The 26,638-nt window shown below is 74.2% G+C and carries 18 protein-coding genes and 1 pseudogene; 14 read left to right on the forward strand and 5 right to left on the reverse strand.

The window, feature by feature from the left end; all coding sequences use genetic code 11:
- Window positions 1-89: 89 nt before the first annotated feature.
- On the forward strand, window positions 90-4,124 hold the full coding sequence (hrpA, locus tag ACWENR_RS07040; RefSeq protein WP_452276136.1) for an ATP-dependent RNA helicase HrpA: 4,035 nt from the start codon (window positions 90-92) through the stop codon (window positions 4,122-4,124).
- A gap of 9 nt (window positions 4,125-4,133) precedes the next feature.
- Here hrpA and ACWENR_RS07045 read toward each other — a convergent pair whose 3' ends face one another.
- Window positions 4,134-5,456: an FAD-dependent oxidoreductase gene (locus ACWENR_RS07045; RefSeq protein WP_452276137.1), complete on the reverse strand. Its 1,323-nt coding sequence runs from the start codon at window positions 5,454-5,456 to the stop codon at window positions 4,134-4,136.
- Window positions 5,457-5,634: 178 nt separating this feature from the next.
- Window positions 5,635-6,564: a LysR family transcriptional regulator gene (locus ACWENR_RS07050; RefSeq protein WP_452276138.1), complete on the reverse strand. Its 930-nt coding sequence runs from the start codon at window positions 6,562-6,564 to the stop codon at window positions 5,635-5,637.
- 35 nt (window positions 6,565-6,599) lie between these two features.
- On the opposite strand from ACWENR_RS07050, the gene ACWENR_RS07055 reads away from it, so the two are divergent.
- From ACWENR_RS07055 to ACWENR_RS07085, 7 genes are all read left to right on the forward strand, one after another.
- Window positions 6,600-7,331, forward strand: coding sequence for a succinate dehydrogenase cytochrome b subunit (locus tag ACWENR_RS07055; RefSeq protein ID WP_452276139.1), 732 nt, complete (start codon window positions 6,600-6,602; stop codon window positions 7,329-7,331).
- Window position 7,332: 1 nt separating this feature from the next.
- Window positions 7,333-9,270, forward strand: coding sequence for a fumarate reductase/succinate dehydrogenase flavoprotein subunit (locus ACWENR_RS07060; RefSeq protein ID WP_452276140.1), 1,938 nt, complete (start codon window positions 7,333-7,335; stop codon window positions 9,268-9,270).
- Window positions 9,267-10,031, forward strand: a complete 765-nt coding sequence (locus ACWENR_RS07065; protein WP_452276141.1) for a succinate dehydrogenase/fumarate reductase iron-sulfur subunit — start codon at window positions 9,267-9,269, stop codon at window positions 10,029-10,031. The genes ACWENR_RS07060 and ACWENR_RS07065 overlap by 4 nt, the downstream gene beginning before the upstream one ends.
- A gap of 705 nt (window positions 10,032-10,736) precedes the next feature.
- Entirely contained in the window at window positions 10,737-11,921 is a 1,185-nt protein-coding gene (locus ACWENR_RS07070) for a zinc-dependent alcohol dehydrogenase (RefSeq protein WP_452276142.1), read from the forward strand.
- Window positions 11,918-12,862 carry an SDR family NAD(P)-dependent oxidoreductase gene (locus ACWENR_RS07075; RefSeq protein WP_452276143.1) on the forward strand — a complete coding sequence of 315 codons (945 nt, stop codon included), beginning with the start codon at window positions 11,918-11,920 and terminating at the stop codon, window positions 12,860-12,862. Before ACWENR_RS07070 ends, ACWENR_RS07075 begins: the two co-directional genes overlap by 4 nt.
- A 98-nt stretch (window positions 12,863-12,960) precedes the next feature.
- On the forward strand, window positions 12,961-13,962 hold the full coding sequence (locus ACWENR_RS07080) for a serine hydrolase (protein WP_452276144.1): 1,002 nt from the start codon (window positions 12,961-12,963) through the stop codon (window positions 13,960-13,962).
- A 158-nt stretch (window positions 13,963-14,120) separates the two neighbouring features.
- A complete protein-coding gene (locus tag ACWENR_RS07085) occupies window positions 14,121-15,266 on the forward strand; it encodes an MBL fold metallo-hydrolase (RefSeq protein ID WP_452276145.1) in 1,146 nt (381 codons plus the stop codon).
- 110 nt (window positions 15,267-15,376) lie between these two features.
- On the opposite strand, the gene ACWENR_RS07090 is transcribed toward ACWENR_RS07085, so the two are convergent.
- Window positions 15,377-16,888 carry a deoxyguanosinetriphosphate triphosphohydrolase family protein gene (locus ACWENR_RS07090; protein ID WP_452276146.1) on the reverse strand — a complete coding sequence of 504 codons (1,512 nt, stop codon included), beginning with the start codon at window positions 16,886-16,888 and terminating at the stop codon, window positions 15,377-15,379.
- A gap of 281 nt (window positions 16,889-17,169) precedes the next feature.
- On the opposite strand from ACWENR_RS07090, the gene ACWENR_RS07095 reads away from it, so the two are divergent.
- Both ACWENR_RS07095 and ACWENR_RS07100 read left to right on the forward strand, forming a co-directional pair.
- The gene (locus ACWENR_RS07095) at window positions 17,170-19,593 is read left to right on the forward strand and encodes a Tex family protein (RefSeq protein WP_452276147.1); all 2,424 of its coding nucleotides are present in this window, start codon (window positions 17,170-17,172) and stop codon (window positions 19,591-19,593) included.
- Window positions 19,594-20,233: 640 nt separating this feature from the next.
- Window positions 20,234-20,665: a hypothetical protein gene (locus ACWENR_RS07100; RefSeq protein WP_452276148.1), complete on the forward strand. Its 432-nt coding sequence runs from the start codon at window positions 20,234-20,236 to the stop codon at window positions 20,663-20,665.
- A gap of 6 nt (window positions 20,666-20,671) precedes the next feature.
- Here ACWENR_RS07100 and ACWENR_RS07105 read toward each other — a convergent pair whose 3' ends face one another.
- The gene (locus tag ACWENR_RS07105; RefSeq protein ID WP_452276149.1) at window positions 20,672-21,619 is read right to left on the reverse strand and encodes a DUF389 domain-containing protein; all 948 of its coding nucleotides are present in this window, start codon (window positions 21,617-21,619) and stop codon (window positions 20,672-20,674) included.
- 216 nt (window positions 21,620-21,835) lie between these two features.
- On the opposite strand from ACWENR_RS07105, the gene ACWENR_RS07110 reads away from it, so the two are divergent.
- The 4 genes from ACWENR_RS07110 to ACWENR_RS07125 all read left to right on the forward strand — a co-directional run bounded on the left by ACWENR_RS07110 (window position 21,836) and on the right by ACWENR_RS07125 (window position 26,354).
- A complete protein-coding gene (locus ACWENR_RS07110) occupies window positions 21,836-22,546 on the forward strand; it encodes a sugar transferase (protein ID WP_452276150.1) in 711 nt (236 codons plus the stop codon).
- Entirely contained in the window at window positions 22,543-23,691 is a 1,149-nt protein-coding gene (locus ACWENR_RS07115; RefSeq protein WP_452276151.1) for an aminotransferase class I/II-fold pyridoxal phosphate-dependent enzyme, read from the forward strand. Before ACWENR_RS07110 ends, ACWENR_RS07115 begins: the two co-directional genes overlap by 4 nt.
- Entirely contained in the window at window positions 23,688-24,332 is a 645-nt protein-coding gene (locus tag ACWENR_RS07120; RefSeq protein ID WP_452276152.1) for an acetyltransferase, read from the forward strand. The genes ACWENR_RS07115 and ACWENR_RS07120 overlap by 4 nt, the downstream gene beginning before the upstream one ends.
- 150 nt (window positions 24,333-24,482) lie before the next feature.
- On the forward strand, window positions 24,483-26,354 hold the full coding sequence (locus ACWENR_RS07125) for a polysaccharide biosynthesis protein (RefSeq protein WP_452276153.1): 1,872 nt from the start codon (window positions 24,483-24,485) through the stop codon (window positions 26,352-26,354).
- A 191-nt stretch (window positions 26,355-26,545) separates the two neighbouring features.
- Here ACWENR_RS07125 and ACWENR_RS07130 read toward each other — a convergent pair.
- Window positions 26,546-26,638, reverse strand: a pseudogene (locus ACWENR_RS07130) (hypothetical protein); the annotation flags it as partial.

Raw genomic sequence — 26,638 nt, forward strand, 5'->3', positions numbered from 1 at the left:
CGCCCGCCCGCACCGGTGGGCGGGCGCGGGCGGGCGGGCCGGTAACCCGGGGGCGCTCCGGCCGCCGGCTGCCTATCCTTGGCGACGACATGCAGAATCCAGCCGCACCCGCCGCGACCGATCCCGTCCGCGAGCTGCACCGCCGCCTCCGCCCCCTGATGTACCGGGACCAGCGCCGCCTCCAGCGGCGCCTCGACGGCGTACGCCGGCTCAAGGACCCGCAGCGGCGCGACGACGCGCTGGCCGAGATCGCCGCCGACGTGGCGCGCGCCGAGGCGCGGCTGGAGAGCCGGCGGGCCGCCGTGCCGGCCGTCACGTATCCGGCCCAGTTGCCGGTGAGCGAGCGAAAGGACGACATCGCCGCCGCGATCCGCGACCACCAGGTGGTGATCGTGGCCGGCGAGACCGGCTCCGGCAAGACCACCCAGCTGCCGAAGATCTGCCTGGAGCTGGGGCGCGGGATCAACGGCCTGATCGGCCACACCCAGCCGCGCCGGCTGGCCGCGCGTACGGTGGCGGACCGGATCGCCGAGGAGCTCGGCACGGAGCTGGGCGACGTGGTCGGCTACAAGGTGCGCTTCAGCGACCAGGTGAGCGACCGCAGCCTGGTGAAGCTGATGACCGACGGCATCCTGCTCGCCGAGTTGCAGACCGACCGGATGCTGCGCCAGTACGACACGCTGATCATCGACGAGGCGCACGAGCGCAGCCTGAACATCGACTTCATCCTCGGCTACCTGCGGCAGCTCCTGCCCCGCCGGCCCGACCTGAAGGTGGTCATCACCTCGGCGACCATCGAGACCGAGCGCTTCGCCCGGCACTTCGCCGGGCCGCCCACCGACGAGCACCCCGACGGCGTCCCGGCGCCGGTGGTCGAGGTCTCCGGGCGCACGTACCCGGTCGAGGTGCGCTACCGGCCGCTGGTCGAGGTGGCCGAGGGCGAGGACGACGGGGACGACGAGGAGAACGTCCGCGACCAGATCCAGGCCATCGGCGACGCCGTCGAGGAGCTGGCCGCCGAGGGGCCGGGCGACGTCCTGGTCTTCCTCAGCGGCGAGCGGGAGATCCGGGACACCGCCGACGCGCTGGGCAGGCTGGTGGAGAAGAAGCCGGCGCTGCGCGGCACGGAGATCCTGCCGCTGTACGCCCGCCTCTCCACCGCCGAGCAGCACCGGGTCTTCGCCCCGCACTCCGGGCGCCGGGTGGTGCTGGCGACCAACGTGGCGGAGACCTCGCTCACCGTGCCCGGCATCAAGTACGTGGTGGACCCGGGCACCGCCCGCATCTCCCGCTACAGCAGCCGGCTCAAGGTGCAGCGGCTGCCGATCGAGCCGGTCTCCCAGGCGTCGGCCAACCAGCGCAAGGGGCGCTGCGGGCGCACCTCGGACGGCATCTGCGTCCGCCTCTACGACGAGCAGGACTTCCTGTCCCGCCCGGAGTTCACCGACCCGGAGATCCTGCGCACCAACCTCGCCTCGGTCATCCTCCAGATGACCTCGATCGGGCTCGGCGACATCGCCGCGTTCCCGTTCATCGACCCGCCGGACCGGCGCAACATCGCCGACGGCGTCAACCTGCTGCACGAGCTGGGCGCGCTGGACCCGACGGAGCCGGACCCGGCGAAGCGGCTCACCCCGCTGGGCCGGCGGCTGGCCCAGCTCCCCGTCGACCCGCGGCTCGCCCGGATGGTCGTCGAGGGCGAGCGCAACGGCTGCGCCACCGAGGTGATGGTGATCGCCGCCGCGCTGTCGATCCAGGACCCGCGCGAGCGGCCCGCCGACAGGCAGGCCCAGGCCGACCAGGCGCACGCCCGGTTCACCGACCGCGAGTCGGACTTCGTGTCGCTGCTGAACCTGTGGCGGCACCTGCGCGAGCAGCAGCGCGAGCTGTCGTCCAGCGCGTTCCGGCGGATGTGCAAGGCGGAGTACCTCAACTACCTGCGGGTGCGCGAGTGGCAGGACATCGTCAGCCAGCTGCGCCAGGTCCTGCGTACGCCCGAGGAGGGGCGAGCGGCCCGGGACGCCGACGGCGGCGGACGGCGCCGGGGCGGCGCGGACCTGCCGGAGGAGATCGACACCCCGAAGGTGCACCAGTCGCTGCTGGCCGGCCTGCTCTCCCACGTCGGGCTCAAGGACGCGCAGAAGCACGAGTACCTGGGCGCCCGGGGCGCGAAGTTCGCGCTCTTCCCCGGCTCGGCGCTGTTCAGGAAGCCGCCGCGCTGGGTGATGGCGGCCGAGCTGGTCGAGACCTCCCGGCTCTGGGGCCGGGTCAACGGCCGGGTCGAGCCGGAGTGGGTCGAGCCCCTCGCCCAGCACCTGGTGAAGCGCAGCTACAGCGAGCCGCACTGGGAGAAGAAGCAGGCGGCCGTGATGGCCTACGAGAAGGTGACCCTCTACGGCATTCCGCTGGTCACCTCGCGCAAGGTCAACTTCGGTCGGATCGACCCGGCGCTGTCCCGGGAGCTGTTCATCCGGCACGCCCTGGTCGAGGGCGACTGGCAGACCCACCACCACTTCTGGCGGGACAACCAGCGGCTGCTGACGGAGATCGAGGAGCTGGAGAACCGGGCCCGGCGCCGCGACATTCTCGTCGACGACCAGACCGTCTTCGACTTCTACGACGCCCGCATCCCGGCCGACGTGGTCTCCGGGCGGCACTTCGACGCCTGGTGGAAGAAGACCCGCCGGGAGCAGCCGGACCTGCTCACCTTCACCCGGGAGCTGCTGGTCAACGCCGGCCGCGGCGGCCTCGACGAGGCCGACTACCCCGACGAGTGGTCGGCCGACGGGGTGACCCTGCCGCTGACCTACCGCTTCGAGCCGGGCACGCCCACCGACGGCGTGACCGTCGACATCCCGCTGCCGCTGCTCAACCAGGTGCCGGCCGAGAGCTTCGACTGGCAGGTGCCGGGGCTGCGCGAGGAGCTCGTCGTCGCGCTGATCCGCTCGCTGCCCAAGGCGCTGCGCCGCAACTTCGTCCCGGTGCCGGACTACGCGCGCGCGGCGCTGGCCGCGATGCCGGCGGGCGAGGAGCCGCTGCTGGACGCGCTGACCCGGCAGCTGCGCCGGATGACCGGCGTCACCGTGCCCCGCGACGCGTGGGACCTCGACCGGCTGCCCGCGCACCTGCGGGTCAGCTTCCGGGTGCTCGACGAGGAGAACAAGCCGGTCGCCGAGGGCAAGGACCTGCCGGCCCTGCAACGCCAGCTCAAGGCGGAGGTACGCCAGGTGGTGGCCGCCGCCGCGCCGGACGTGGCCCGCACGGGGCTGACCGACTGGGGCATCGGCACGCTGCCGCGCACCATCGAGCAGGTCCGGGCCGGCTACGCGGTGACCGCGTACCCGGCGCTGGTGGACGAGGGCACGACGGTCGGGGTGAAGGTCTTCGACTCCCCCGCCGAGCAGGAGGCCGCGCACTGGGCGGGCACCCGTCGGCTGCTGCGGCTGACCGTGCCGTCGCCGGCGAAGTTCCTCCAGGGGCGGCTCAGCAACGAGGCGAAGCTGGCCCTGAGCCGCAACCCGCACGGCGGCGTGCAGCAGTTGATCTCCGACGCGGCCGGGGCGGCGATCGACAAGCTGATCGGCGAAGCCGGCGGCCCGGCCTGGGACGCCGAGGGCTTCGCCGCGCTGCGGGAGAGGGTCCGCGCCGACCTGGTGGACACCGTGGTCGAGGTCATGGACCGGGTACGCCGGGTGCTCGCCGCCGCGTACGCGGTCGAGCAGCGCCTCGGCAAGACCCAGAACCTGGCCGTGGTGGCGGCGCTGGCCGACATCCGGGCGCAGCTCACCGGCCTGGTGCACGCCGGCTTCGTCACCGAGACCGGGTACGCGCGCCTGCCGGACCTGCTGCGCTACCTCACCGCGATCGAGCGGCGGCTGGACCGGCTGCCCGGCAACCCGCAGCGCGACAAGCAGCAGCAGGACCGGGTGGCGGTGGTGCAGAAGGAATACCAGGACATGCTGGCCGCGCTGCCGCCGAGCCGCCGGCAGTCGGCCGCGGTCCGGCAGATCCGCTGGATGATCGAGGAGCTGCGGGTGAACGTCTTCGCCCAGGCGCTGGGCACCCCGTACCCGGTCTCCGAGCAGCGGATCTACCGCGCGATGGACGACGCCGAGGGCCGGTGAGCCCGCCGGTCAGCCCGCCGGCGCGGGCGCGCCGCGCAGCACCCGCAGCAGCACCGGTGGGGTGAGCAGCCGCGCCGGCGGGTCGACGAGGTTCAGCACCCGCAGGAACGCCGCCCCCAGCGCCGCGTCCCGGGTCGCCGCGACGTGCAGCCGGGCCACGTACGCGTTGACCAGGCGCACCCGCGCCGAGCGCCGGCCGGGCACCTCGGGGAAGCGCAGGTCGGTGCCGACCGCGATGGACCACGGCGCGTCGATCAGGCGGGCCGCGCCACCGAAGAAGGCGCGGGCGAGGCGGTCCGGCCGCCGCCGCAGCAGCCGGCGCAGCAGCAGCGCCTCCAGGGCGGCCACCGTCATGCCCTGCCCGTAGACCGGGTTGAAGCTGCACAGCGCGTCGGCCACCACGAGGTAGCCGGCCGGGAAGCGGCGCAGCCGCTCGTAGCGTCGCCGTACGCTGGCCGGGAACCGCATCGCCACCGGCGGGCCCGCCGGCTGCGCCGTGCGCAGCAGGTCGGCGATCTGCGGGGCGGCGAGGTGGTCGGCGAAGGCGGCCATCCCCTCGTCGTCGACCGGCGGCTCCTCGCCGAACATGCCGCTGAGCGCCACCGCGAACCGGTCCCGCTCCTGCACGGCGACGATGCCGCCCCGTGGGCGGCCGGGCACGGCGTTGGTGAGCGCGCCGAGCAGCCCCTCCAGGTGGTGCGGCTCGCGCCGGTAGGTGCGGGTGACGTAGGTGACCCCGACCGGGACCCGTTCCTCGGGCGCCGGCCGGTAGCCGAGCTCGGCCAGCCACACGGGGCTGCGCGTCCCCCGGCCGCCGGAGTCCACCACCAGGTCGGCGTCGAGGGTGCGCGACTGCCCGTCGCGGGGCCGCAGCCGGACGCCCGTGACCCGAGCGCGGTCGGCGGTGGTGACGAGCCCCGTCGCCTCGCAGCCCGGCAGGATCCGCACCCCGGGCAGGGCGGCGACCCGCTGCCGGACCACGCGTTCCAGCAGCGGGCGGCTGACGCCGAAGCCCAGCAGCGGCGACGGCGCGCGGCGCATCCGGTGGCCGTCGTTGTACCAGTGGACCTGTTCGTGCAGGTCGACCGAGGGCACGCCGCCCGCGGTCAGCTCGGCGCCGAGGCCGGGCAGCAGTTCCTCGAACGCCTGCCGGCCCCGGGCCAGCAGGACGTGCAACTGCCGCCCCTGCGGCACGCCCCGGCGGCTGTCCGCCCGCTCGGGCAGCACGTCGCGGTCGACGACGGTGACCCGGTCGTACGCCTCGCTGAGGGCGCGGGCGGTCAGCAGGCCGCCCATGCCGGCGCCGATCACCACGGCGCTGCCGCTTGCCATGCCGGCAGCGTAGGCGGGCCGGCGGCCGGGCTCCGCCTTCCGCCTTGCGCACCTGGACCGGCGGCCCCGGCGGTGTCGCCGGCGGGTCAGCGGCCCACGGCGGGTGCCGGCGGGCCGGCGGCCCCGGCGGTGTCGCGGGCGGGGCAGCGGCCCAGGGCGGGTGCCGGCGGGCGGCGGGTCAGAGCGGCTCGACGCCGGGGGGCAGGTCGCCGTCGGTGGTGGCGTCGCGGACGTACTCCAGGAGTATCCGGCGCAGCTCCCGGCCGGCGTGGGTGGGCACCACGTCGCGGCGGCGGGCGACGGCGATGGTCCGCCGCACGCCGGGCGGGGCCAGCCGGGTGACCCGGACGCCCGGGCGGCGGGCCACCACGATGCCGGGCACCAGCGCGACGCCCAGCCCGGCCTCGACGAAGCTGAGCACCGCGTCCATCTCGCCGCCGTCGACGGCGATCCTCGGCTCGAAGCCGGCCTCGCGGCAGGCCTGGATGGTGGCGTCGCGCAGGTCGTAGCCCTCCCGGAACATCACCATCGGCTGGTCGCGCAGGTCGTCGACGCGCAACTGCGCGGCGCCGGGGGCCGTCGACAGTTCCTCCACCGAGGCGACCACCAGGCTCTCCCGCAGGATCGGGTCCGCGCGCAGCCCGGGGTCGGTGCCCCGCGCCGGCATGATGATCAGCGCCAGGTCGAGGTCGCCGCGGAGCAGGTACCGGACGAGGTCCTGCGAGCCGCTCTCCTCCACCCGCAGGTCGACGGTGGGGTGGGCGTCGCGGAACCGGCGCAGCACCGGCGGGGCGAGCGAGGTGGCCAGGCTGGGCGTGGCGCCGAGCCGCACCCGCCCGCGCCGCAGGCCGACCAGCTCCTGCACCTCGCGGGTCGCCGTGTCCGCGTCGGCCAGGATCCGCTTGGCCAGCGGGAGCAGCACCTCCCCCGCCGCGGTGAGGGCGATGTTGCCTCTTACCCGCTCGAAGAGCGGGGCGCCGAGGGCGTCCTCCAGCGCGTGAATTTGCTTACTCAACGACGGCTGCGTGATGCCCACGAGGTCGGCAGCTTGCGTGAAATGTCGGACTTCTGCGACTGCGACGAAGTACTTCAGCTGATGTAGCTGCATCTAAATAGCCTATAGCTATCAAGACTGCGACTTCGATGCATTGGACGACTGATCAAAGTGCTCCTAGCGTCGTTCGGGTGGTAGTCACGAGAACACGGTCGCCCATCCGCTCCAACGTCGGCCTCAAGGCCGTCATGGCGGTGACGGGCATCATCCTGGTGCTGTTCCTCATCCTGCACATGATCGGCAACCTGAAGGTGTTCACGGGGGAGACCTCGTTCGACCACTACGCGCACTGGCTGCGCGACATCGGCAAGCCGCTGCTGCCGGGGGTCTGGTTCCTCTGGATCCAGCGCGGCGCGCTGACCGTCGCCGTCGTGGCGCACATCGCCGCCGCCACCGCCCTCGCCCGGCGCTCCCGCGCCGCCCGACCGGTCCGGTACGCGCACCGCCCCAAGGTCCAGGGCAGCTACGCGGCCCGCACGATGCGCTGGGGCGGGGTCCTCATCCTGCTCTTCGTGATCTACCACCTGCTGGACCTGACCACCGGCCACCTGAACCCGGTCGGCGACCCGACCCGGCCGTACGCGAACGTCGTCGCCGACTTCGCGCCGGAGCGCTGGTACGTCACCCTCTTCTACACCCTGGCGATCGTCGCGCTGGGCTTCCACCTGCGGCACGGGGCGTTCAGCGCGTTCCGCAGCCTGGGGCAGCAGACCCCCAAGGGCGAGCGCCGGGCACGCACCGCCGCGCTGGTCTTCGCCGTCGCGCTCTGCGCCGGCTTCCTGGTGGTCCCGTTCGCCGTACTCACCGGATTGGTGTCCTGACATGGATCTCTACACCGAGGGCGACCCGATCGCCGACACCAAGGCACCCGAGGGCCCGATCGAGACCCGCTGGGACCGCCGCCGCTTCGAGGCCAAGCTGGTCAACCCGGCCAACCGCCGGAAGATGACCGTGATCGTGGTCGGCACCGGCCTGGCCGGCGGCTCGGCCGCCGCCACGCTCGCCGAGCAGGGCTACCAGGTCAAGTCCTACTGCTACCAGGACAGCCCGCGCCGGGCGCACTCCATCGCCGCGCAGGGTGGCATCAACGCCGCCAAGAACTACCGCAACGACGGCGACTCGGTGCACCGGCTGTTCTACGACACCGTCAAGGGCGGCGACTTCCGGTCGCGCGAGTCCAACGTCCACCGGCTGGCCGAGGTGTCGGTCAACATCATCGACCAGTGCGTCGCCCAGGGCGTCCCGTTCGCCCGCGAGTACGGCGGCCTGCTCGACACCCGCTCCTTCGGCGGCGCGCAGGTGCAGCGCACCTTCTACGCCCGGGGCCAGACGGGCCAGCAGCTGCTGCTCGGCGCGTACCAGGCGCTGGAGCGGCAGATCGGCCTCGGCAACGTGGAGATGAACTCCCGGCACGAAATGCTGGAGCTGATCGTCGTCGACGGCAAGGCCCGGGGCATCGTCGTCCGGGACCTCGTCACCGGCGAGATCACCACGGAGTTCGCGGACGCGGTCGTGCTCGCCTCCGGCGGCTACGGCAACGTCTTCTACCTCTCCACCAACGCCAAGGGCTGCAACGTCACCGCCACCTGGCGGGCGCACCGCAAGGGCGCGTACTTCGCCAACCCCTGCTACACGCAGATCCACCCGACCTGCATCCCGGTCTCCGGCGACCACCAGTCGAAGCTGACCCTGATGAGCGAGTCGCTGCGCAACGACGGCCGGGTCTGGGTGCCCAAGGCCAAGGGCGACGACCGCAGCCCGAGGGACATCCCCGAGGACGAGCGGGACTACTACCTGGAGCGGATCTACCCCTCCTTCGGCAACCTGGTCCCCCGGGACATCGCCTCCCGCGCCGCGAAGAACGTCTGCGACGAGGGCCGGGGCGTCGGCCCGGGCGGCCTCGGCGTCTACCTCGACTTCGCCGACGCGATCAACCGCCTCGGGCGCAAGGCCATCGAGGCCAAGTACGGCAACCTCTTCCAGATGTACGAGCGGATCACCGGCGAGGACCCGTACGAGGTCCCGATGCGGATCTACCCGGCCGTGCACTACACGATGGGCGGCCTCTGGGTCGACTACGACCTCCAGTCGACCATCCCGGGCCTGTTCGTGATCGGCGAGGCGAACTTCTCCGACCACGGCGCGAACCGGCTCGGCGCCTCCGCGCTGATGCAGGGCCTGGCCGACGGCTACTTCGTGCTCCCGAACACCATCGCCAACTACCTGGCGGCGGGGCCGTTCGAGAAGGTCGAGGCCAGCCACCCGGCGGCCGTGCAGGCGCGCGCCGACGTCGAGGACCGGATCCAGCGGCTGCTGGCGGTCAACGGCGACCGGACCGTGGACTCGTTCCACCGCGAGCTGGGCCAGATCATGTGGGAGCACTGCGGCATGGAGCGCAGCGAGGCCGGGCTGCGCAAGGCGATCGACGAGATCCGTGCCCTGCGGGAGCAGTTCTGGCAGCGGGTCCGGGTGCCCGGCGACGGCGAGGGGCTCAACCAGTCGCTGGAGAAGGCCGGCCGGGTGGCCGACTTCTTCGAGCTGGCGGAGCTGATGTGCATCGACGCCCTGCACCGCGAGGAGTCCTGCGGCGGCCACTTCCGGGCCGAGCACCAGACGCCCGACGGCGAGGCGGAGCGCGACGACGAGCGCTTCGCGTACGTCGCGGCCTGGGAGTTCACCGCGACCGGCGAGCCCTCGGTGCTGCACAAGGAAGACCTGAAGTTCGAGTACGTCCACCCCACGCAGCGGAGCTACAAGTGAACCTGACCCTGCGCATCTGGCGCCAGTCCGGCCCCGAGGACAAGGGTCGGATGGTCACCTACAAGGTCGACGACGTCTCCCCGGACATGTCCTTCCTGGAGATGCTCGACGTGCTCAACGAGCGGCTGATCCTGGCCGGCGAGGAGCCGGTGGCGTTCGACCACGACTGCCGCGAGGGCATCTGCGGCATGTGCGGCCTGATGATCAACGGCAACGCGCACGGGCCGCAGCGCGGCACCACCGCCTGCCAGCTGCACATGCGGCAGTTCTCCGACGGCGACACGATCGACATCGAGCCGTGGCGGGCGCGGGCGTTCCCGGTCGTCAAGGACCTGGTGGTCAACCGGGGCGCGTTCGACAAGATCATCGCGGCCGGCGGCTACATCACCGCGCCGACCGGCAGCGCCCCCGAGGCGCACTCCACCCCGGTCGCCAAGGCCAACGCGGACGCCGCCTTCGAGGCGGCGGAGTGCATCGGCTGCGGCGCCTGCGTGGCCGCCTGCCCCAACGGCTCCGGCATGCTCTTCACCGCCGCCAAGATCACTCAGCTCTCGCTGCTGCCGCAGGGCCAGCCCGAGCGCTACACCCGGGTGATCGGCATGGTCGACGCGCACGACGAGGCCGGCTTCGGCGGCTGCACCAACGCCGGCGAGTGCACCGTGGTCTGCCCGAAGGGCATCCCGCTGAACACCATCGGCCGGCTCAACCGCGACTACCTGGTGGCCACCTCCAAGCGGGGCGACAACACCCCGGGCGCCTGAGCCTCCGCACGGCACGCCGGCGACGCCGGCACGAGGCCGCCGCCTCCTCCCGGACCGCGGCGGCCCTCGCCGTGCCACCCCGCCGCTCACGGCCGGCACGCCACGCCAGCCCACGCCGGTCGCCATGGCACCGGGCGAGCGGCCCACGCCACCGCTCCGGTCGCGGCCGGCACCGCCGGGCCACCCGCACCGGTCGCCACCCGGCGCTCGCGGCCACCATCACGACGCAGTCCGGGCCAGGACCGTTCCGGCCGTCGCGGCCCGGCGGTCCGTGCTCCCTCCCCGTCGGTCTGGCCGGTCGCGCCCCGGCCGGGCCGTCACAGCCTTCTGGTCCCGCCGCTGTCGAGCTGAATCGTCTACGACATCAGCTGAATCGTCTACGACATCAGCTCGACAGGCGCGAGCGAGCCACCCGGGGGCCGACCCACGAACGACGGCACGACAGGCGCAACCGGTCCGCCCTCGACGCGGGCCGGCCGGTCCCGTCCCTGGCCCGCCTGCCCCGGACCCGTCCGTCCCCGGCCCACGCACCCTGACCGACCCGCCCCGGCCGTGCGCGCCCTCCGGCCCGCCGCCGGCCCGTACGCGCCCTCCCCCCACCCCGGCCCGTGCGCGCCCTCCCGCCCGTCTCGCGGCCGGGAACCGGTTCAACTCGGCGCAGGCGGGTAGCCCGTCCAAGGACGGCACGAGGAGGGGCGACGGGACATGAAGGCACTGACCTGGCAGGGCAAGCGGGACGTGCGGGTGGAGGAGGTGCCCGACCCGCGCATCGAGGAGCCGACCGACGCGATCGTCCGGATCACATCGACCGCGATCTGCGGCTCCGACCTGCATCTCTACGAGGTGCTGGGGCCGTTCCTCAAGCCCGGCGACATCCTCGGGCACGAACCGATGGGCATCGTCGAGGAGGTCGGCCCGGGGGTGACCCGGCTCAAGCCGGGCGACCGCGTCGTGGTGCCGTTCAACATCTCCTGCGGCTCCTGCTGGATGTGCGAGCGGAAGCTCTACGCCCAGTGCGAGACCACCCAGGTCACCGCGCAGGGCAAGGGCGCCGCGCTGTTCGGCTACACCTCGCTGTACGGCTCCGTCCCGGGCGGACAGGCCGAGTACCTGCGGGTGCCGCACGCCCAGTTCGGCCCGATCAAGGTGCCCGACACCGGGCCCGACGAGCGCTGGCTCTACCTCTCCGACATCCTGCCGACGGCGTGGCAGGCGGTGAAGTACGCCGACACCCCGCGCGGCGGCACGCTCGCCGTCTTCGGGCTGGGGCCGGTCGGCCAGTTCTGCGCCCGCATCGGCCGCCACCTCGGCGCCGACCGCGTGATCGGGCTGGACCTGGTCCCGGAGCGGCTGGCGATGGCCCGCCGGCACGGCATCGAGGTGCTCGACGTCGGCAAGCTGGACAACGTGCCGGACGCCCTCATCGACCTGGTCGACGGGCGCGGCCCCGACGCGGTGATCGACGCGGTCGGCATGGAGGCGCACGGCGCGCCCCTCGGCAAGCTCGCCCAGACCGCCGCCGGGCTGCTGCCCGACAAGCTCGCCCAGACCATGACCGACAAGGTCGGCGTCGACCGGCTCGTCGTGCTCAAGGCCGCGCTCAAGGCCGTCCGGCGCGGCGGCACCGTCTCGATCTCCGGCGTGTACGGCGGCGAGGTCGACCCCATGCCCCTGATGGAGATGTTCGACCGGGGCGTCCAGTTGCGGATGGGGCAGTGCCACGTGCGCCGCTGGACCGACGAGATCATCCCGCTGCTCTCCGGCGACGACGACCCGCTGGGCGTGGCGGACCTGCGCACCCACCGGGTGCCGCTGGCGCAGGCTCCGCAGGCGTACGAAATGTTCCAGAAGAAGCAGGACGGCTGCGTGAAGGTCGTGCTCGAGCCGTGAGCCGGACGGTGGTCGTCACCGGCGCGACCAGCGGGATCGGCCGGGCGGCGGCCGTGCTGTTCGCGGCGCGCGGGGACCGGCTGGTCCTCGCCGCCCGGTCCCCCGCCACCCTCGCCGAGGTCCGCGACGAGTGTCGGGCCGCGGGCGCGCAGGTGCTGGACGTGCCCGTCGACGTCACCGCCGAGGGCGCGCCGGCGGCGCTGGCCGACGCGGCCGTCGAGCGGTTCGGCGGGATCGACGTCTGGGTGCACACGGCGGCCGTGATGGTCTACGGCCGGTTCGAGGAGACCCCGCAGCGGGTCTTCGAGCACGTCGTGCGCACCGACCTGCTGGCCGCCGCCGCCGTAGCCCGGGTGGCGCTGGAGCGCTTCCGGTCGGCCGGCGGCGGCACGCTGGTCCTGACCGGCTCGGTGCTGGGGCACATCACCGCGCCCTACCTGAGCGCCTACGTGGCCAGCAAGTGGGGGTTGCAGGGGCTGACCCGGGTGTTGCAGCAGGAGGCCCGGGAGACGCCGGGCGTGCACGTCTGCATCGTCAACCCGGGCAGCGTTGACACCCCGGTCTACCAGCGGGCCGCGAACTACCTGGGCCGGACCGGCCGGCCGCCGTGGCCGGTCACCACGCCCGAGCGGGTGGCGCGGGCCGTCGTGGACTGCGCGGAGCGGCCCCGCCGGGAGGTGTCGGTGGGCCGGGCCAACGTGGTCATGCGCGTCGGCTTCACCGCCCTGCCCGGCGTCTACGACGCGCTCGTCGGGCCGTTGATGCGGCTGGCCGGGCTGACCGACCGCCCGGTCGCGCCGCACGACGGGGTGGTGTTCGCGCCGGATCCGGCCAGCGCGTCCGTGCGCGGCGGTTGGCTGCCCGACCTGGGCCGGGTGGTCCGGGCCGTCGGTGGCCTGCCCGGGCCCGTCCTCGCGGCGGCACGAAAACGACTGCGGTGACCGATTTCACGGGCGGCCGAGATGGATCATTTCGCCTAGGGTGGTCGGCCGGGAGACATTCCGGCCCACCACGACGGGAGAGACGATTGACCATCCGGGTGAACCGCAGGACCGCGTTGGGACTCGGCACGGTGGCCACCGCCGGCACGGTGCTCGGCGCCGCCACCCCGGCGTCCGCCGCCGCCGACGTCACCGAGCCGGCCCCGACCACACCCCAGCAGGCGGCCCGCCGGGTCGCCGCCAGCTACGCCCGGCAGACCGAGGAGGCCGGCGGCAACTGGCAGGCGTACGTCAGCGTCGCCGACCCGGCCGGCGATCCGGTGGTGGCGGTGTCCGACGAGCCGGACCGGCAGATCGAGGCGTACAGCGTCAACAAGATCGCGGTGGCGACGGCCGTGCTGGACAAGGTCGACCGGGGGCTGCTGACGCTCGACCAGCGGGTCGAGGTCACCGCCGCGATCGTGGTGCCCGGCGGGGACGGCATGTTCAGCCTCGACGGGGCGTACCCGAGCTTCGTGACGCTCGGCCACGTGCTGGCCAACCTGCTGACCGTCTCCGACGACACGGCGGTACGGCTGTGCGGCCTGGTCTGCCCCGCCGCCGAGCTCAACCAGATCCTGCGGGACAAGGGCTTCCCCAACACGCAGGTGCAGCCGGTGGCCAACCCGAACCGGTTCTTCCTCGGCACCAGCACCCCGCGCGAGACGCACGACCTGCTGCGCGCGCTGGTGGGCGGCACGCTGCTCTCGCCGGCCGCCACGGCGTTCGTGCTGCGGCAGCTGCGCGCCCCCGTCGCGTTCACCGACGGCATCCGGCGCGTCATGTCCTCGACGCAGCGGGCCCGGATCGCCACGAAGGCCGGCTGGTTCGCCGACGCCCGCCACGAGGCCGGTGTGATCTTCGACGCGGCGGGCGCGCCCGTGCTGACGTACGCCCTCTTCGCCGACGGCCAGGCCGGCGCCGACGACTACGGCGCCACCCACCCGGCGGTCGAGGCCCGGGCGCGGATGGGCCGGCGCTTCCTCGCCGCGGTCGACCGCCTCACCGGCACCGGCGTCACCCACCGGCCGGCGGTGCAGCGGCCGAGCAACGGCGGCTGACCGACGGCGGCTGAGCCACGCGGGGCCTGCGCCGTCGCGGCGCGGCGGCGCAGGCCCCGGCGCGGGTGGCCCGGCGTCGGTCCGGGGCCGCCCGACCGCCGGCAGCCCCGCCGGGGGCCGGGCTACCGTGTACGACGGGACACGGCGGAGGGACGGCGATGGGCGCACCAGCGGAACGCACGGGACTCGACCGGGCGCTCGGGCGCCGGCTGCGCGGGGCGGCGGGGCTGGCCGCGCTGGCCGGGCTGGCGTGGATCGCCCGGGACGTGCCGGCGGCGCTGGGCGGGCGGCTCGCCGGCGCGCGGGCGGAGCGGGCGGCGCGCTCACCGCAGTTCCGTGACGGCGCCTTCCGCAACCCGGGCGGCACCCGCTCGATGGCCGGCGCCCCCGACCGGGACCTGATCCGCGAGCTGATCTTCGGCAAGCAGAAGCGGCGGCCCAGCGCCCCGGTGCCGCTGCTGCGACCCGGCGCCGCGCCGACCGCCGACGCCGCGCGCGAACTGAACGTCGTCTGGTACGGCCACGCCTCCGCGCTGATCGAGATCGAGGGGCGCAAGGTGCTGCTCGACCCGGTGTGGAGCGAGCGGTGCTCCCCGTCGGCGCTGGTCGGCCCGCGCCGCCTGCACGAGCCGCCGGTGCGCCTCGCCGACCTGCCCCCGGTCGACGCGATCCTCATCTCGCACGACCACTACGACCACCTGGACATGGCGACCGTCCAGGCGCTGACCGCCCTGCAGTCGGCGCCGTTCCTGGTGCCCCTCGGGGTCGGCGCGCACCTCGACCGCTGGGGCGTGCCGGCGACGCGGATCGTCGAGCTGGACTGGTCGGAGAGCCACCGGGTGGCCGGGCTGGAGATCACCGCCACCGCCGCCCAGCACTTCTCCGGCCGGGGGCTGCGCCGCGACGGCACGCTGTGGAGCTCGTGGGTGGTGGCGGGCGCGCACCGGAAGGTCTTCTACACCGGCGACTCCGGCTACTTCGACGGCTACGCCGAGATCGGCGAGCGGCACGGGCCGTTCGACGTCACGCTGATGCAGATCGGCGCGTACGACCGGGCCTGGCCGAGCATCCACATGTTCCCCGAGGAGGCCGTCGCCGCCCACCTCGACCTGCGCGGCGGGCTGCTCGTACCCGTGCACTGGGCGACGTTCAACCTGGCCCTGCACGACTGGTCCGAGCCGGTGGACCGGATCTGGGCCGAGGCGAAGGCCCGGGACGTGCGGTTGGCCGTGCCCCGCCCCGGCGAGCGGGTGACGGTGGACGACCCGCCCGCCGTCGACGGCTGGTGGCAGGCGGTCGCCTGAGGCGTACGGAATGGCCCGGCCGGCGCCTGCGGTGGCGTGTGGGCCCGGCGGGCGCCCGCAATGGCGGAAGGGCCCGGCCGGGGCCTGCGGTGACCCGAGGGCCCCCGCCGTCACAGGACGAAGGCGTCGGTCCAGAGCGCGCCGGAGCGGCCCGACAGGGAGTCGAGCATGGCGACCGCCTGGCCGTCGGTGAGCTGGGCGACGAAGTCGACGATCGCCCGGCCGCGGGCCCTGCCGATCCGGTCCGGCGTACGCGGGTGCAGCTCCGCCTCGGCCAGCTCCACCAGGTCGTGCAGGCGACGCGGTAGCCGGGACTCCTCCTCGGGGTCGAGCAGCCAGTCCAGCAGCGCCTCCACCAGGGTGCCCAGGAGCCGGGCCTGCCCGCGCTGGTGCAGGGCCAGGTCCGGCCGGGCCAGCACGAACCGGTGGTGGACGAACTTGAGCACCTGCACCTCGTGCCACTGGGCCGGGGCGAGCAGCACGTGGCCGGAGCGCACCGACGGCCGCTCGACCACCGTGATCGCGTCGACGAAGCGGGTGGTCCAGCGGGCGGAGAAGCGGGCCACGTACTGCTCCGCCTCGATGGAGCCGTCGAAGGGCATGGCCAGCAGCCCCTCCACCAGTTCCTCGCGGACGTGCTCGACGGCGGCGGCGAACGCCTCGTCGTCGGCGATCCAGGAGTCCTTGCGGTGCAACTGCCGGCGCAGCCGCTCGATCGCCGAGCCGGGCCGGCGGGCGGCGGCGGCCAGCGCGGCGTCGGTGATCGCCCGGTAGTGCCCGCTCTCGCGCTGCCAGGCCATCAGCTCGGCGGCCACCGCGCCCTGCTGGAGCACCCCGACGCGATAGAAGTCCTCCACGTCGTGGATGGCGTACGCGATGTCGTCGGCGGTGTCCATGATCGACGCCTCGACGGTCTGCTGCCAGTCCGGGATGCGGCCCACGAACGGCTCCCGGGCCTGCCGCAGGTCGTCGACCTCCGTCCGATACGCCCCGAACTTCGACGAGCCGCTGCCCGGGTCGTCCGGCGGCGGGGTGGCGCCGCGCGGCGGCGGGTCCATCAGCCGGGGGTGCGGGTCGGGGTGGTCCAGCCGCGTCCAGGGATACTTCAGCAGCGCGGCCCGGACCGCCGCCGTCAGGTCCAGGCCGGTGGTCGCCGCGCCGCGGATCTCGGTGCTGGTGACGATCCGGTACGACTGGGCGTTGCCCTCGAAGCCGTCGGCGAGGCCCAGCCGCTGCCGGGCCAGCCGGTCGAGCACCCGCTCCCCCAGGTGCCCGAACGGCGGGTGGCCGAGGTCGTGCGCGAGGGCGGCGGCCTCCACCACGTCCGGGTCGCAGCCGCCCAGCTTCTCCAGCAGGTCGCGGTGCGCCTCGTCGGCGGTGAGCCGCTCGGCGACGGCGCGGGCCACCTGGGCGACCTTGAGGCTGTGGGTGAGGCGATTGTGCACCAGCAGGCCGGACCCGCCGGGGCTGACCACCTGGGTCACGCCGTTGAGCCGGGCGAAGAACGGCGAGGCCACGATCCGGTCCCGGTCGGCCCGGAACGGGCTCGCGGCGAGGTCGCCGAGGGCCCGGGCGCTGCCGCCGAAGAGCCGCCGGGCCCGCGGGTCCGCGGGAAGTTCCATGATCGCCACGCTAGCGCAGCACGGACCCGGACGACGCACGCCCGCCGGTCCGGCGGCCGGCGGCGCCCCGGGCGGTGGGCGGCGGCCCCCGGTTCGGTGGGCGGCGGCGCACCGGTTCGGCGGGCGGCGGCGCCTCGGTTCGGTGGACGACGGCGCCCCGGGCGGTGAGCGGCGGCACGCCGGTTCGGCGGGCGGCGGCGCGCCGGGCGGGGGCGGCGACGGGCGTCGGTGGGGGCCGGCACAATGCACAGCGGAACCCACACCGAAGGCGGATCGAGATCGTGACCCTCTCTGTTCATCAGCGGATCGCCGACGAGCTCGGCGTCGCCGAGCGTCAGGTACGGGCGGCCGTGGAGCTGCTCGACGGCGGCGCCACCGTGCCGTTCATCGCCCGCTACCGCAAGGAGGCCACCGGCCTGCTCGACGACACCCAGCTGCGCACCCTGGAGGAGCGGCTGCGCTACCTGCGCGAGCTGGACGAGCGACGCGCGGCGGTGCTGGAGTCGATCCGTGGCCAGGGCAAGCTCGACGAGGCCCTGGAAGCGCAGATCATGGCGGCCGACTCGAAGTCCCGCCTGGAGGACATCTACCTGCCCTACAAGCCCAAGCGCCGGACCCGGGCGCAGATCGCCCGCGAGGCGGGGCTGGAGCCGCTCGCCGACTCGCTGCTGACCGATCCGTCGCAGGATCCCCGCGAGGCCGCCGCCGGCTACGTCGACGCGGAGAAGGGCGTGGCCGATGCCGCCGCCGCGCTGGAGGGTGCCCGCGCCATCCTCATCGAGCGGTTCGCCGAGGACGCCGACCTGATCGGCACGCTGCGCGAGCAGATGTGGTCGCGGGGCCGGCTCGTCTCCCGCGTACGCGACGGGCAGGAGGCGGCCGGCGCGAAGTTCGCCGACTACTTCGACTTCGCCGAGCCGTACCCGAAGCTGCCCTCGCACCGCATCCTGGCTATGTTCAGGGGCGAGAAGGAGGGCGTGCTCGACCTGACGATGGAGCCCGAGGAGGCCGGCGAGGCCGACGCGGCGCCCACCGGGCCCGGCCGCTACGAGGCGGCGATCGCGGGGCGGTTCGGCATCACCGACAAGGGGCGGCCGGCAGACCGGTGGCTGGCCGACACGGTGCGCTGGGCGTGGCGCACCCGGATCCTCATCCACCTCGGCGCCGACCTGCGGATGCGGCTGTGGCAGGCGGCCGAGGAGGAGGCGGTCCGGGTCTTCGCCACCAACCTGCGCGATCTGCTGCTCGCCGCGCCGGCCGGCACCCGGCCCACGATGGGGCTCGACCCGGGCCTGCGCACCGGCGTCAAGGTCGCCGTCGTGGACGCCACGGGCAAGGTGGTCGCCACCGACACGATCTACCCGCACGAGCCGCGCCGGCAGTGGGACGCCTCGATCGAGACCCTCGCCCGGCTGGCCGGCGCGCACGGCGTCGAGCTGGTCGCCATCGGCAACGGCACCGCCAGCCGGGAGACCGACAAGCTCGCCGGCGAGCTGATCAAGCGCTACCCGCAGCTCAACCTGACCAAGGTGGTGGTCTCCGAGGCCGGCGCGTCGGTCTACTCCGCCTCCGCGTACGCCGCCCAGGAGTTGCCCGGGCTGGACGTCTCGCTGCGCGGCGCGGTCTCCATCGCGCGCCGCCTGCAGGACCCCCTCGCCGAGCTGGTCAAGATCGACCCACGCTCGATCGGCGTCGGGCAATACCAGCACGACCTGTCGGAGGTGAAGCTCTCCCGGTCGCTCGACGCGGTGGTCGAGGACTGCGTCAACGCGGTCGGGGTCGACGTCAACACGGCCTCCGCGCCGCTGCTGACCCGGGTGTCGGGCATCGGCGCCGGGCTGGCGGAGAACATCGTGCTGCACCGCGACGCCAACGGGCCGTTCCGCACCCGCGCCGAGCTGAAGAAGGTGGCCCGGCTCGGGCCGAAGGCGTTCGAGCAGTGCGCGGGCTTCCTGCGCATCCCCGGCGGCGACGACCCGCTGGATTCCTCCAGCGTGCACCCGGAGGCGTACCCGGTGGTGCGCCGGATCCTGGCCAGCACCGGGCAGGACCTGCGGTCGCTGATCGGCAGGAGCGCCATCCTGCGGGGCCTGCGGGCCACCGACTTCGTCGACGACACCTTCGGCCTGCCGACCGTCACGGACATCATCGCCGAGCTGGAGAAGCCCGGCCGCGACCCGCGACCGGAGTTCCGTACCGCCACCTTCGTCGAGGGCGTGGAGAAGATCAGCGACCTCACGCCGGGCATGGTGCTGGAGGGCGTGGTCACCAACGTGGCGGCGTTCGGCGCGTTCGTGGACGTCGGGGTGCACCAGGACGGCCTCGTACACGTCTCGGCCATGTCCCGGACCTTCGTGAAGGACCCGCGCGAGGTGGTGAAGTCCGGCGACGTGGTGAAGGTCAAGGTGCTCGACGTCGACGTACCGCGCAAGCGGATCTCGCTCACCCTCCGCCTCGAAGACGACGCGGAGGCGGGCGCGGGGCGCGGCGGTCAGGGCGCTCCCGGTGGCGGTCGCGGGCAGGGCGGCCAGTCGGGGCATGGCGGCGGACGTGGCCGGGGTGCCCAGGCCGGCGGGCGCGGCGGTCAGGGCGGCCAGCCCGGGCAGGGCGGCGGGCGCGGCGGGGCGGCGCGACAGGGCCGCGGCGGAGCGGGGCCGGCGAACGACGCCATGGCAGACGCGCTGCGTCGGGCCGGACTGGCCTGACACCCGCCCGGCACCGACCCGATCCGTACGCGGTTCGGGTCGGTGCCGGGCGGGCCTGGCCACGGCGGCGCTCCGTCTGGCGTTCTGGCGCCCACACATTCTGGCGTTCGGAGGCTCGGGCGCGGTCTGGCGTTCTGGCGTTCTGAGGCGATCCCGGTCGCCTGTCAGGGCCGTTGTTCGTCGGCGGGCCGGAAGGGGTGCACACGCAGGGACGCTTTCGAGCTGATGTCGTAGACGATTCAGGCAGCGACGAGCCCGGCCGCCACCCTGATGTCGCAAACGATTCAGCTCGAAAGCATCATTCGAGCTTCCCGCCCGCGGGATGGCACGCCGAGCACCACAGCTTGCGGGGACGGCACGCCCGCACCACCGCCTACGCGACAGGCACGCCCGCCACCACCGCCTACGCGACAGGCACGCCCGCCACCACCGCTCACGGATCGGGCCATCCCTCGGCGGGTCGGAGCAGCCGCCCCTCGACCCGACAGAGCGACCGCCCGTCGACCGACCGCAGCAACCGGCCCGCGTCGGACGCGGGCGACGCATCCGACCGGGTGCGGCGGTCGACCGTGCACGGTCGGAGCCGTGAGGAGACCGCCGCACGTTTCCGGTGGCGGGTGCGGGGCGTACCGTCGCGGTCGTGGACGAGGGCGACGGCCGACAGTGGCGGGAGCGGCAACGACGCGCGGTGCGGGCGCACGCGGCCGCCGACGAGCGCCGTCGGGCGGCCGAGCAGGCCGAGGCGGCGGAGCTCGTCGCCTGGTTCGTCGCCGAGGCGACCCGGCGCGGGCTGCCCACGGAACGGCTCACCGCCCGGGGATACGACGGTCGCGGCCGCTACCGGACGCGGCTGCGCGGCTGGTACGTCGACCGGGCCCGGTCCCGGGCGGTCGACACCGACGGGCGGTTCCACCTGCTGACCGTGCCGGGCGGGCTGCGCGCCCGGCTGCTCGGCGCCGAGCCGCAGCCCAGCCCGCCGCCGCTGGTCGTCGGCGCGGGCGGCCGCGACGGCGAGTCGATCCCGCTGCGCGCCCTGCTGGCCCGTCGGCTCGACGGCGACGGGGGTGCCTGACCAGCGTCAGCGCCCGGCGCCCGCGCGACTGCGACGGGCCAGGTACCACCACCACGACTGCTGCACCAGCAGCGTGACCAGCCCGGCCAGCACGATCGCGCAGAGGTTGATGACCAGTTGGAGGGCGGAGCCGGCCGCCTCGTGCCAGACGCCGTACGCGGCGGCGACGGCGACGTTCGCGGCGGCCGGGACGGTGGTCACCGAGATCAGCACCCCGACCAGGCTGCCGGACTTCTTCGACGTCAGCGACAGCATGCCGGCCGCGCCGGCGAGCAGGCCGACGACCCAGGAGAGCGCGTCCGGTCGCCAGATGAAGTCGGTGAGCGGGCGGTCGGCCAGCAGCATCCCGCGGTCGACCAGGCCGGCGGCGGTCAGCGCCCAGGTGCTGAGCACGGTGACCACCATGGCGGCGAGGAACCCGACCAGCAGGGCCTGCACCGAGCGGGCGACGATCGACGTCCTGCGGCGCAGCAGCGCCACGCAGAGGGCGGCCAGGGGACCGAACTCCGGCCCGACGACCATCGCGCCGACGATGAGGATCGGCTGGTCGAGCAGGACCCCGATGCCGGCCAGCATGGTGGCGACGGTGATCAGCACGAGGTAGGTGGCGGACAGCTCGGTCTGCTCGCCGGTCTTGGCGGCGATCTCGTCCCAGACCACCGCGTCGGCGCCGCTGCCGGGCGCCCGCCGGGCCGCCCGGTCCGCCGCCGAGGAGATGGTCAGCTCCACGTCGTCGGCGGCGATGGCGCCGCGCGCCTCCACGCCGAGCCGCCGCAGGTCGTGCAGCACGCTGTCGGCACTCTCCCGGACCACGTCGCAGAGGATGAGGTCGCCCTGCGGCTGGCGGGCGGCGCCGGCGAGCACGGCCAGGTGGGTCACCCCCGGATCGGCGGCCAGCAAATCGGCGACGGCGGCGGACTGGTCTGGTGGAGCGATCACCCTCAGGTGCAGCACGGCCCTCCCCCTCGCCTCGGCCGTCGAGCACTCTACTGCCGGCGGCGGGGAGCGGAAGGTCACGTCTTGGCGGTCGGCCCGCGTCCTGACGGGCCGTTCTGCGGTTTGACCTGGCGGGATCAACCCCTCGTGTCGTGAATCAACCATGCCGACACGTTCATACCTGCTACAACCGCTTTGTCGCATCGTGACTGGTTCTCGCTGGAGGTCGACGCCGTGCCTGGTTCCATGAACGTCCGCGAAGGTACGGCGGGGCGGCCCCGGACGGACGGCCTCAAGCGCGCGATCGACGTGGCGGCCGCCCTGGTGCTGCTGGTGCTGAGCGCGCCGCTGATGCTCCTGGTGGCGGCCGTGGTGGCGGTGGGGCTCGGCCGACCGGTGCTGTTCCGGCAGGCCCGGGCCGGGCGGCACGGCGACGTGTTCGAGCTGGTCAAGTTCCGCACCATGCTGCCGCCCGATCCGGGGCGGGGGCTGCTGCGGGACGGGGACCGCCTGACCCCGCTGGGACGCTTCCTGCGCTCCACCAGCCTGGACGAGCTGCCGACCCTCTGGAACGTCCTGCGCGGCGACATGAGCCTCGTCGGCCCCCGGCCGCTGCTCACCGAGTACCTGCCGCGCTACTCCCCCGTCCAGGCCCGACGGCACGAGGTCAGGCCGGGCGTCACCGGCCTGGCCCAGGTGCGCGGACGCAACAGCCTGGGCTGGGAGGAGAAACTCGACCTCGACGTCTGGTACGTCGACAACCGCAGCCTGCGCCTCGACCTGTCGATCCTGGCCGCGACCGTACGCACCGTGCTGCGGCGCGAGGGGATCTCCGCCACGGGTTCCGCCACCGCACCGGAGTTCCTCGGCACGCCGTCCCTGGTGCCGGCCGCCGGGGTGCGGCCGGAGGCCGGCGCGGCGGTCCCGACCGGGGGTGGCCGATGAGCCGCACCGTCCACCTCTCCGCGCCGGACGTCGGGCCGCTGGAGGAGTCGTACCTGATCGCCGCCCTGCGGTCGGGCTGGGTGGCGCCGGTCGGGCCGGACCTCGACGCGTTCGAGCGGGAGGTCGCCGCGCGGGTGGGCACCCGGGGCGCGGTGGCGGTCAGCTCCGGCACCGCCGGCCTCCACCTGGCGCTGCTCGGGGTGGGGGTCCGACCCGACGACGTCGTCGTCGTCCCGACGCTGACCTTCGTGGCCACCGCGAACGCGGTCCGCTACACCGGCGCCCGGCCGGTCTTCGTCGACTGCGACCCGCAGACCGGCAACGTCGACGTCGCCCTCGTGGCGGAGCTGATCCGACGCCTGACGTCCCGGGGCGAGCGCGTCGGGGCGGTGGTTCCGGTCGACCTCTTCGGCAGCTGCGTCGACTACACCGCGTTGGTGCCGGTCTGCGCCTCGGCCGGCGTTCCGGTCGTCGAGGACGCCGCCGAGGCCCTCGGCGCGACCCACCGCGGGCGACCCGCCGGCGCCTTCGGGCAGGCCGGCATCCTCTCCTTCAACGGCAACAAGATCATGACCACCTCGGGCGGCGGGATGCTCGTCTCCGACGACCCGGCCCTGCTGGCCCGGGCCCGGCACCTCTCGACCCAGGCCCGCGAACCGACGCCGCACTACGAGCACCGCGAGACGGGCTACAACTACCGGCTGAGCAACCTGCTCGCCGCGCTCGGCCGCGCCCAGCTCGTCCGGCTGGACGGGATGATCGCCCGACGGCGGGCGCTTCGCGACCGGTACGCCAAGCTCCTCGCGCCGGTCCCCGGCGTGCGGCTGCTCGGCGCGGAGGACGCCGAGTCCAACTGCTGGCTGACGACCATCGTGGTCGATCCCGAGCGGTCCGGGTGGCCGGCCGCCGACCTGGCGGCGCACCTGGCGGCGCGGGACATCGAGACCCGTCCGGTGTGGAAGCCGATGCACCTGCAGCCCGCGTACGCCGACGCCGAGCGCCTCGTCACGGGCGCGGCCGAGCGGCTGTTCGCCGACGGGCTCGCCCTGCCCAGCGGCAGCGTCCTCAGCGAGGCGCAGATCGGGCACGTTCTCGCCGCCGTCGACGAGTTCCTGACGGCACGGACGGGAGCGTCGACGGCGTGACGGTCCCCCTGGTGGTCGTCGGCTGCGGCGGGCACGGCCGGGAGGTCCTCGCGATCGCCCGAGCGATGGACGCCGCGGCCGGCCGGCCGCGCTGGCGCCTGCTCGGTTTCGTCGACGACCGCCCGTCGGAGGAGAACCTGAAGCGGGTGCGACGGCTGGACGTCGCCTACCTCGGCGGGATCGCCTGGCTGCGCGACGCGCCCCCGGACGCGCACCACGTCATCGGGATCGGTGACCCCCGCGTCCGGCGCGCCGTCGCCGGGCGCGTCGACGCGTACGGGGTGCCGGCGGCGAGCCTGGTGCATCCCGCGGCGACGATCGGGCCGGACACCCTGCACGGCCCCGGCTTCGTCGCCTTCGCCGGGGCCCGCGTCACCACGAACGTCACCGTCGGCCGGCACGTGCACCTGAACCAGAACGCCACCGTGGGGCACGACTGCGTCCTCGACGACTTCGTGTCGGTGAACCCGCTCGCCGCCGTCTCCGGCGACTGCCACCTGGCGGAGGGCGTGCTCGTCGGCACGACGGCGGCCGTCCTGCAGGGGCTGCGGGTCGGGCGGGACAGCACGGTCGGGGCGGGCGCCTGCGTGGTGCGGGACGTGCCGGACGGCGTCGTCGTCAAGGGCGTACCGGCCCGTTGACCCGACGCCGCCTCGGCAGGTCGGCCAAAAATCGGGCATCAAATATGAAACTTCCCAAACATCGCTTTAAGGCATGTATCAACTAGTAGAGCGCAATGCTCCTTCCGTCCCGGGGGGCGGAAGCGGTCGGAGACGGACAGGGGAGCACAGATGCCGCCGGAGACAGAGACCACCCGACTCAGCGAGCAGGGGTCACGCCGGGCCAGGGCGCGCCGCCGCACCATCGGATTTCTCGCCACCGACAGCACCGCCTGGATCAGCGGGTTCGTCGCCGCGGTCTGGTTCCGCTACGAGTTCGACCTGACGTCCGACCAGCTCGCGCGCGCCGCCGCTTGCGGCGTCCTCGCCGCCGCCGTGCACGTGGCGGTGGCGGCGGTGCGCCGGATCTACTCCGGCCGCCATCCGCTGGGCAGCCTGCAGGAGGTGCAGGGGGTGGCCGGCACCGCCGCCACCACCGCCGCGATCCTGCTGGTCGGGCTGCTGCCCGCCGACGAGCGGCCGGTGCCGGCGAGCACACCGCTGGTCGGGGGCGCCCTGGCGCTGCTGTTCATGCTCACAACCCGGTTCACCTACCGGCACCGCCGCGACCTCGCCATGCGACCGGACGCCCGATCCTCGAACCCGGTGCTGCTGTTCGGGCTCGGCGACGCGGGACAGGGACTGCTCCGGGCCATGCTCAGCGACCCGCGCGGAAGGTACCGGCCGGTGGGCGCCCTCGACGACGACCCCGACAAGCGGAATCTGCGCGTCGGCGGCGTACGCGTGCTCGGCGGGCGCCGGGACGTCGCGGAGGCCGTCCGGCGCACCGGCGCCACGACGGTGATCTTCTCCGTCGCGAACGCCGACGCCACGCTGATCCGGCAGATCCGGGAGGCGACGCTGCAGACCGGCGCGGCGTTCAAGGTGCTGCCGCCCGTCCGGGACCTGGTCGACCACCGGATCACCGTCACCGACGTCCGTGACGTGCAGATCGACGACCTGTTGGGGCGCCGGCAGGTGGTGGCGGACATGCAGGTGCCGACCAACGGCCTCACGGGTCGGCGGATCCTCGTCACCGGCGCCGGCGGCTCCATCGGCTCCGAGCTGTGCCGGCAGCTGATGAAGGCCGACCCGGGCGAGCTGATGATGCTCGACCGCGACGAGTCGGCCCTGCACGGCCTGCAGATGTCGCTGACCGGGCGGGCCATGCTGGACGGTCCCGAGCTGATCCTCGCCGACCTCCGCGACGACGAGGAGGTCCGGCGGATCATCCGCGGGCGCCGGCCGGACATCATCTTCCACGCCGCCGCGCTGAAGCACCTCACGCTGCTGGAGCGGCACCCCGGCGAGGCGGTGAAGACGAACGTCTGGGGCACCCTCTCCGTGCTCGACGCCTGCCAGGACGTGGCGCGGTTCGTCAACATCTCCACCGACAAGGCGGCCGACCCGATCAGCGTCCTCGGCTACTCGAAGCGGATCACCGAACGGCTGACCGCGCACGCCGCCTCCCGCTTCCCCGGCACCTTCCTCAGCGTCCGCTTCGGCAACGTGCTCAGCAGCCGCGGCTCGGTGGTGACCGCGTTCCAGCGGCAGATCGAGCTGGGTCGCCCGCTCACGGTCACCCACCCCGAGGTGACCCGCTACCTGATGACGCTGCAGGAGGCGGTGCACCTGGTGCTCCAGGCCGCCGAGATCGGCCGGGACGGGGAGGCGCTGGTGCTGGACATGGGCGAGCCCGTACGCATCGCCGACCTGGCCCGGCAGCTGGCCGAGCAGGCCGAGAGCAACGTGCCGATCGTCTACACGGGCCTGCGGCCCGGCGAGAAGCTGCACGAGGACCTGTTCGGCGCCGGGGAGGTCGACACCCGGCCGTTGCACCCGCTGGTCTCGCACGTGACGGTGCCCGCCCTCGACCCGATGGAGGTCAGCGGCCTCGACCCGTACGACGACCCGGAGAAGATCGTCGCGCAGCTCGCCCTGCTCTGCGGCGACCCGGCCCGGCCGGGCCGTACCCCGACGGTGCAGGTGCCGCTGTCCCGCTGAGGACACACACCGTCGCGGACGCCGCCGCCCCCGCCGGGTCGGCGGCGTCCGCGCGTGGGGTGGGTGACCACGGCCGGGAGGCGCGGATCCCGGGGCACGACGGGCGCCGCCTCGCGTCGACGAGCACCACCGGCACCCGCTGGCGGGCCTCGGCCACGCGGGCGCGGGATGGGACAGGCGACGGGGGCCTCGCCGAAGATGCCGTTGCGGCCGTGCACGTTCTTGAAGTAGTCGAAGGTCCTGGCGGCGCCGTAGTGCGCGTCCACGGCGGCGGACTGCCGGTT

This window comes from Micromonospora sp. NPDC004336, from assembly GCF_053602615.1.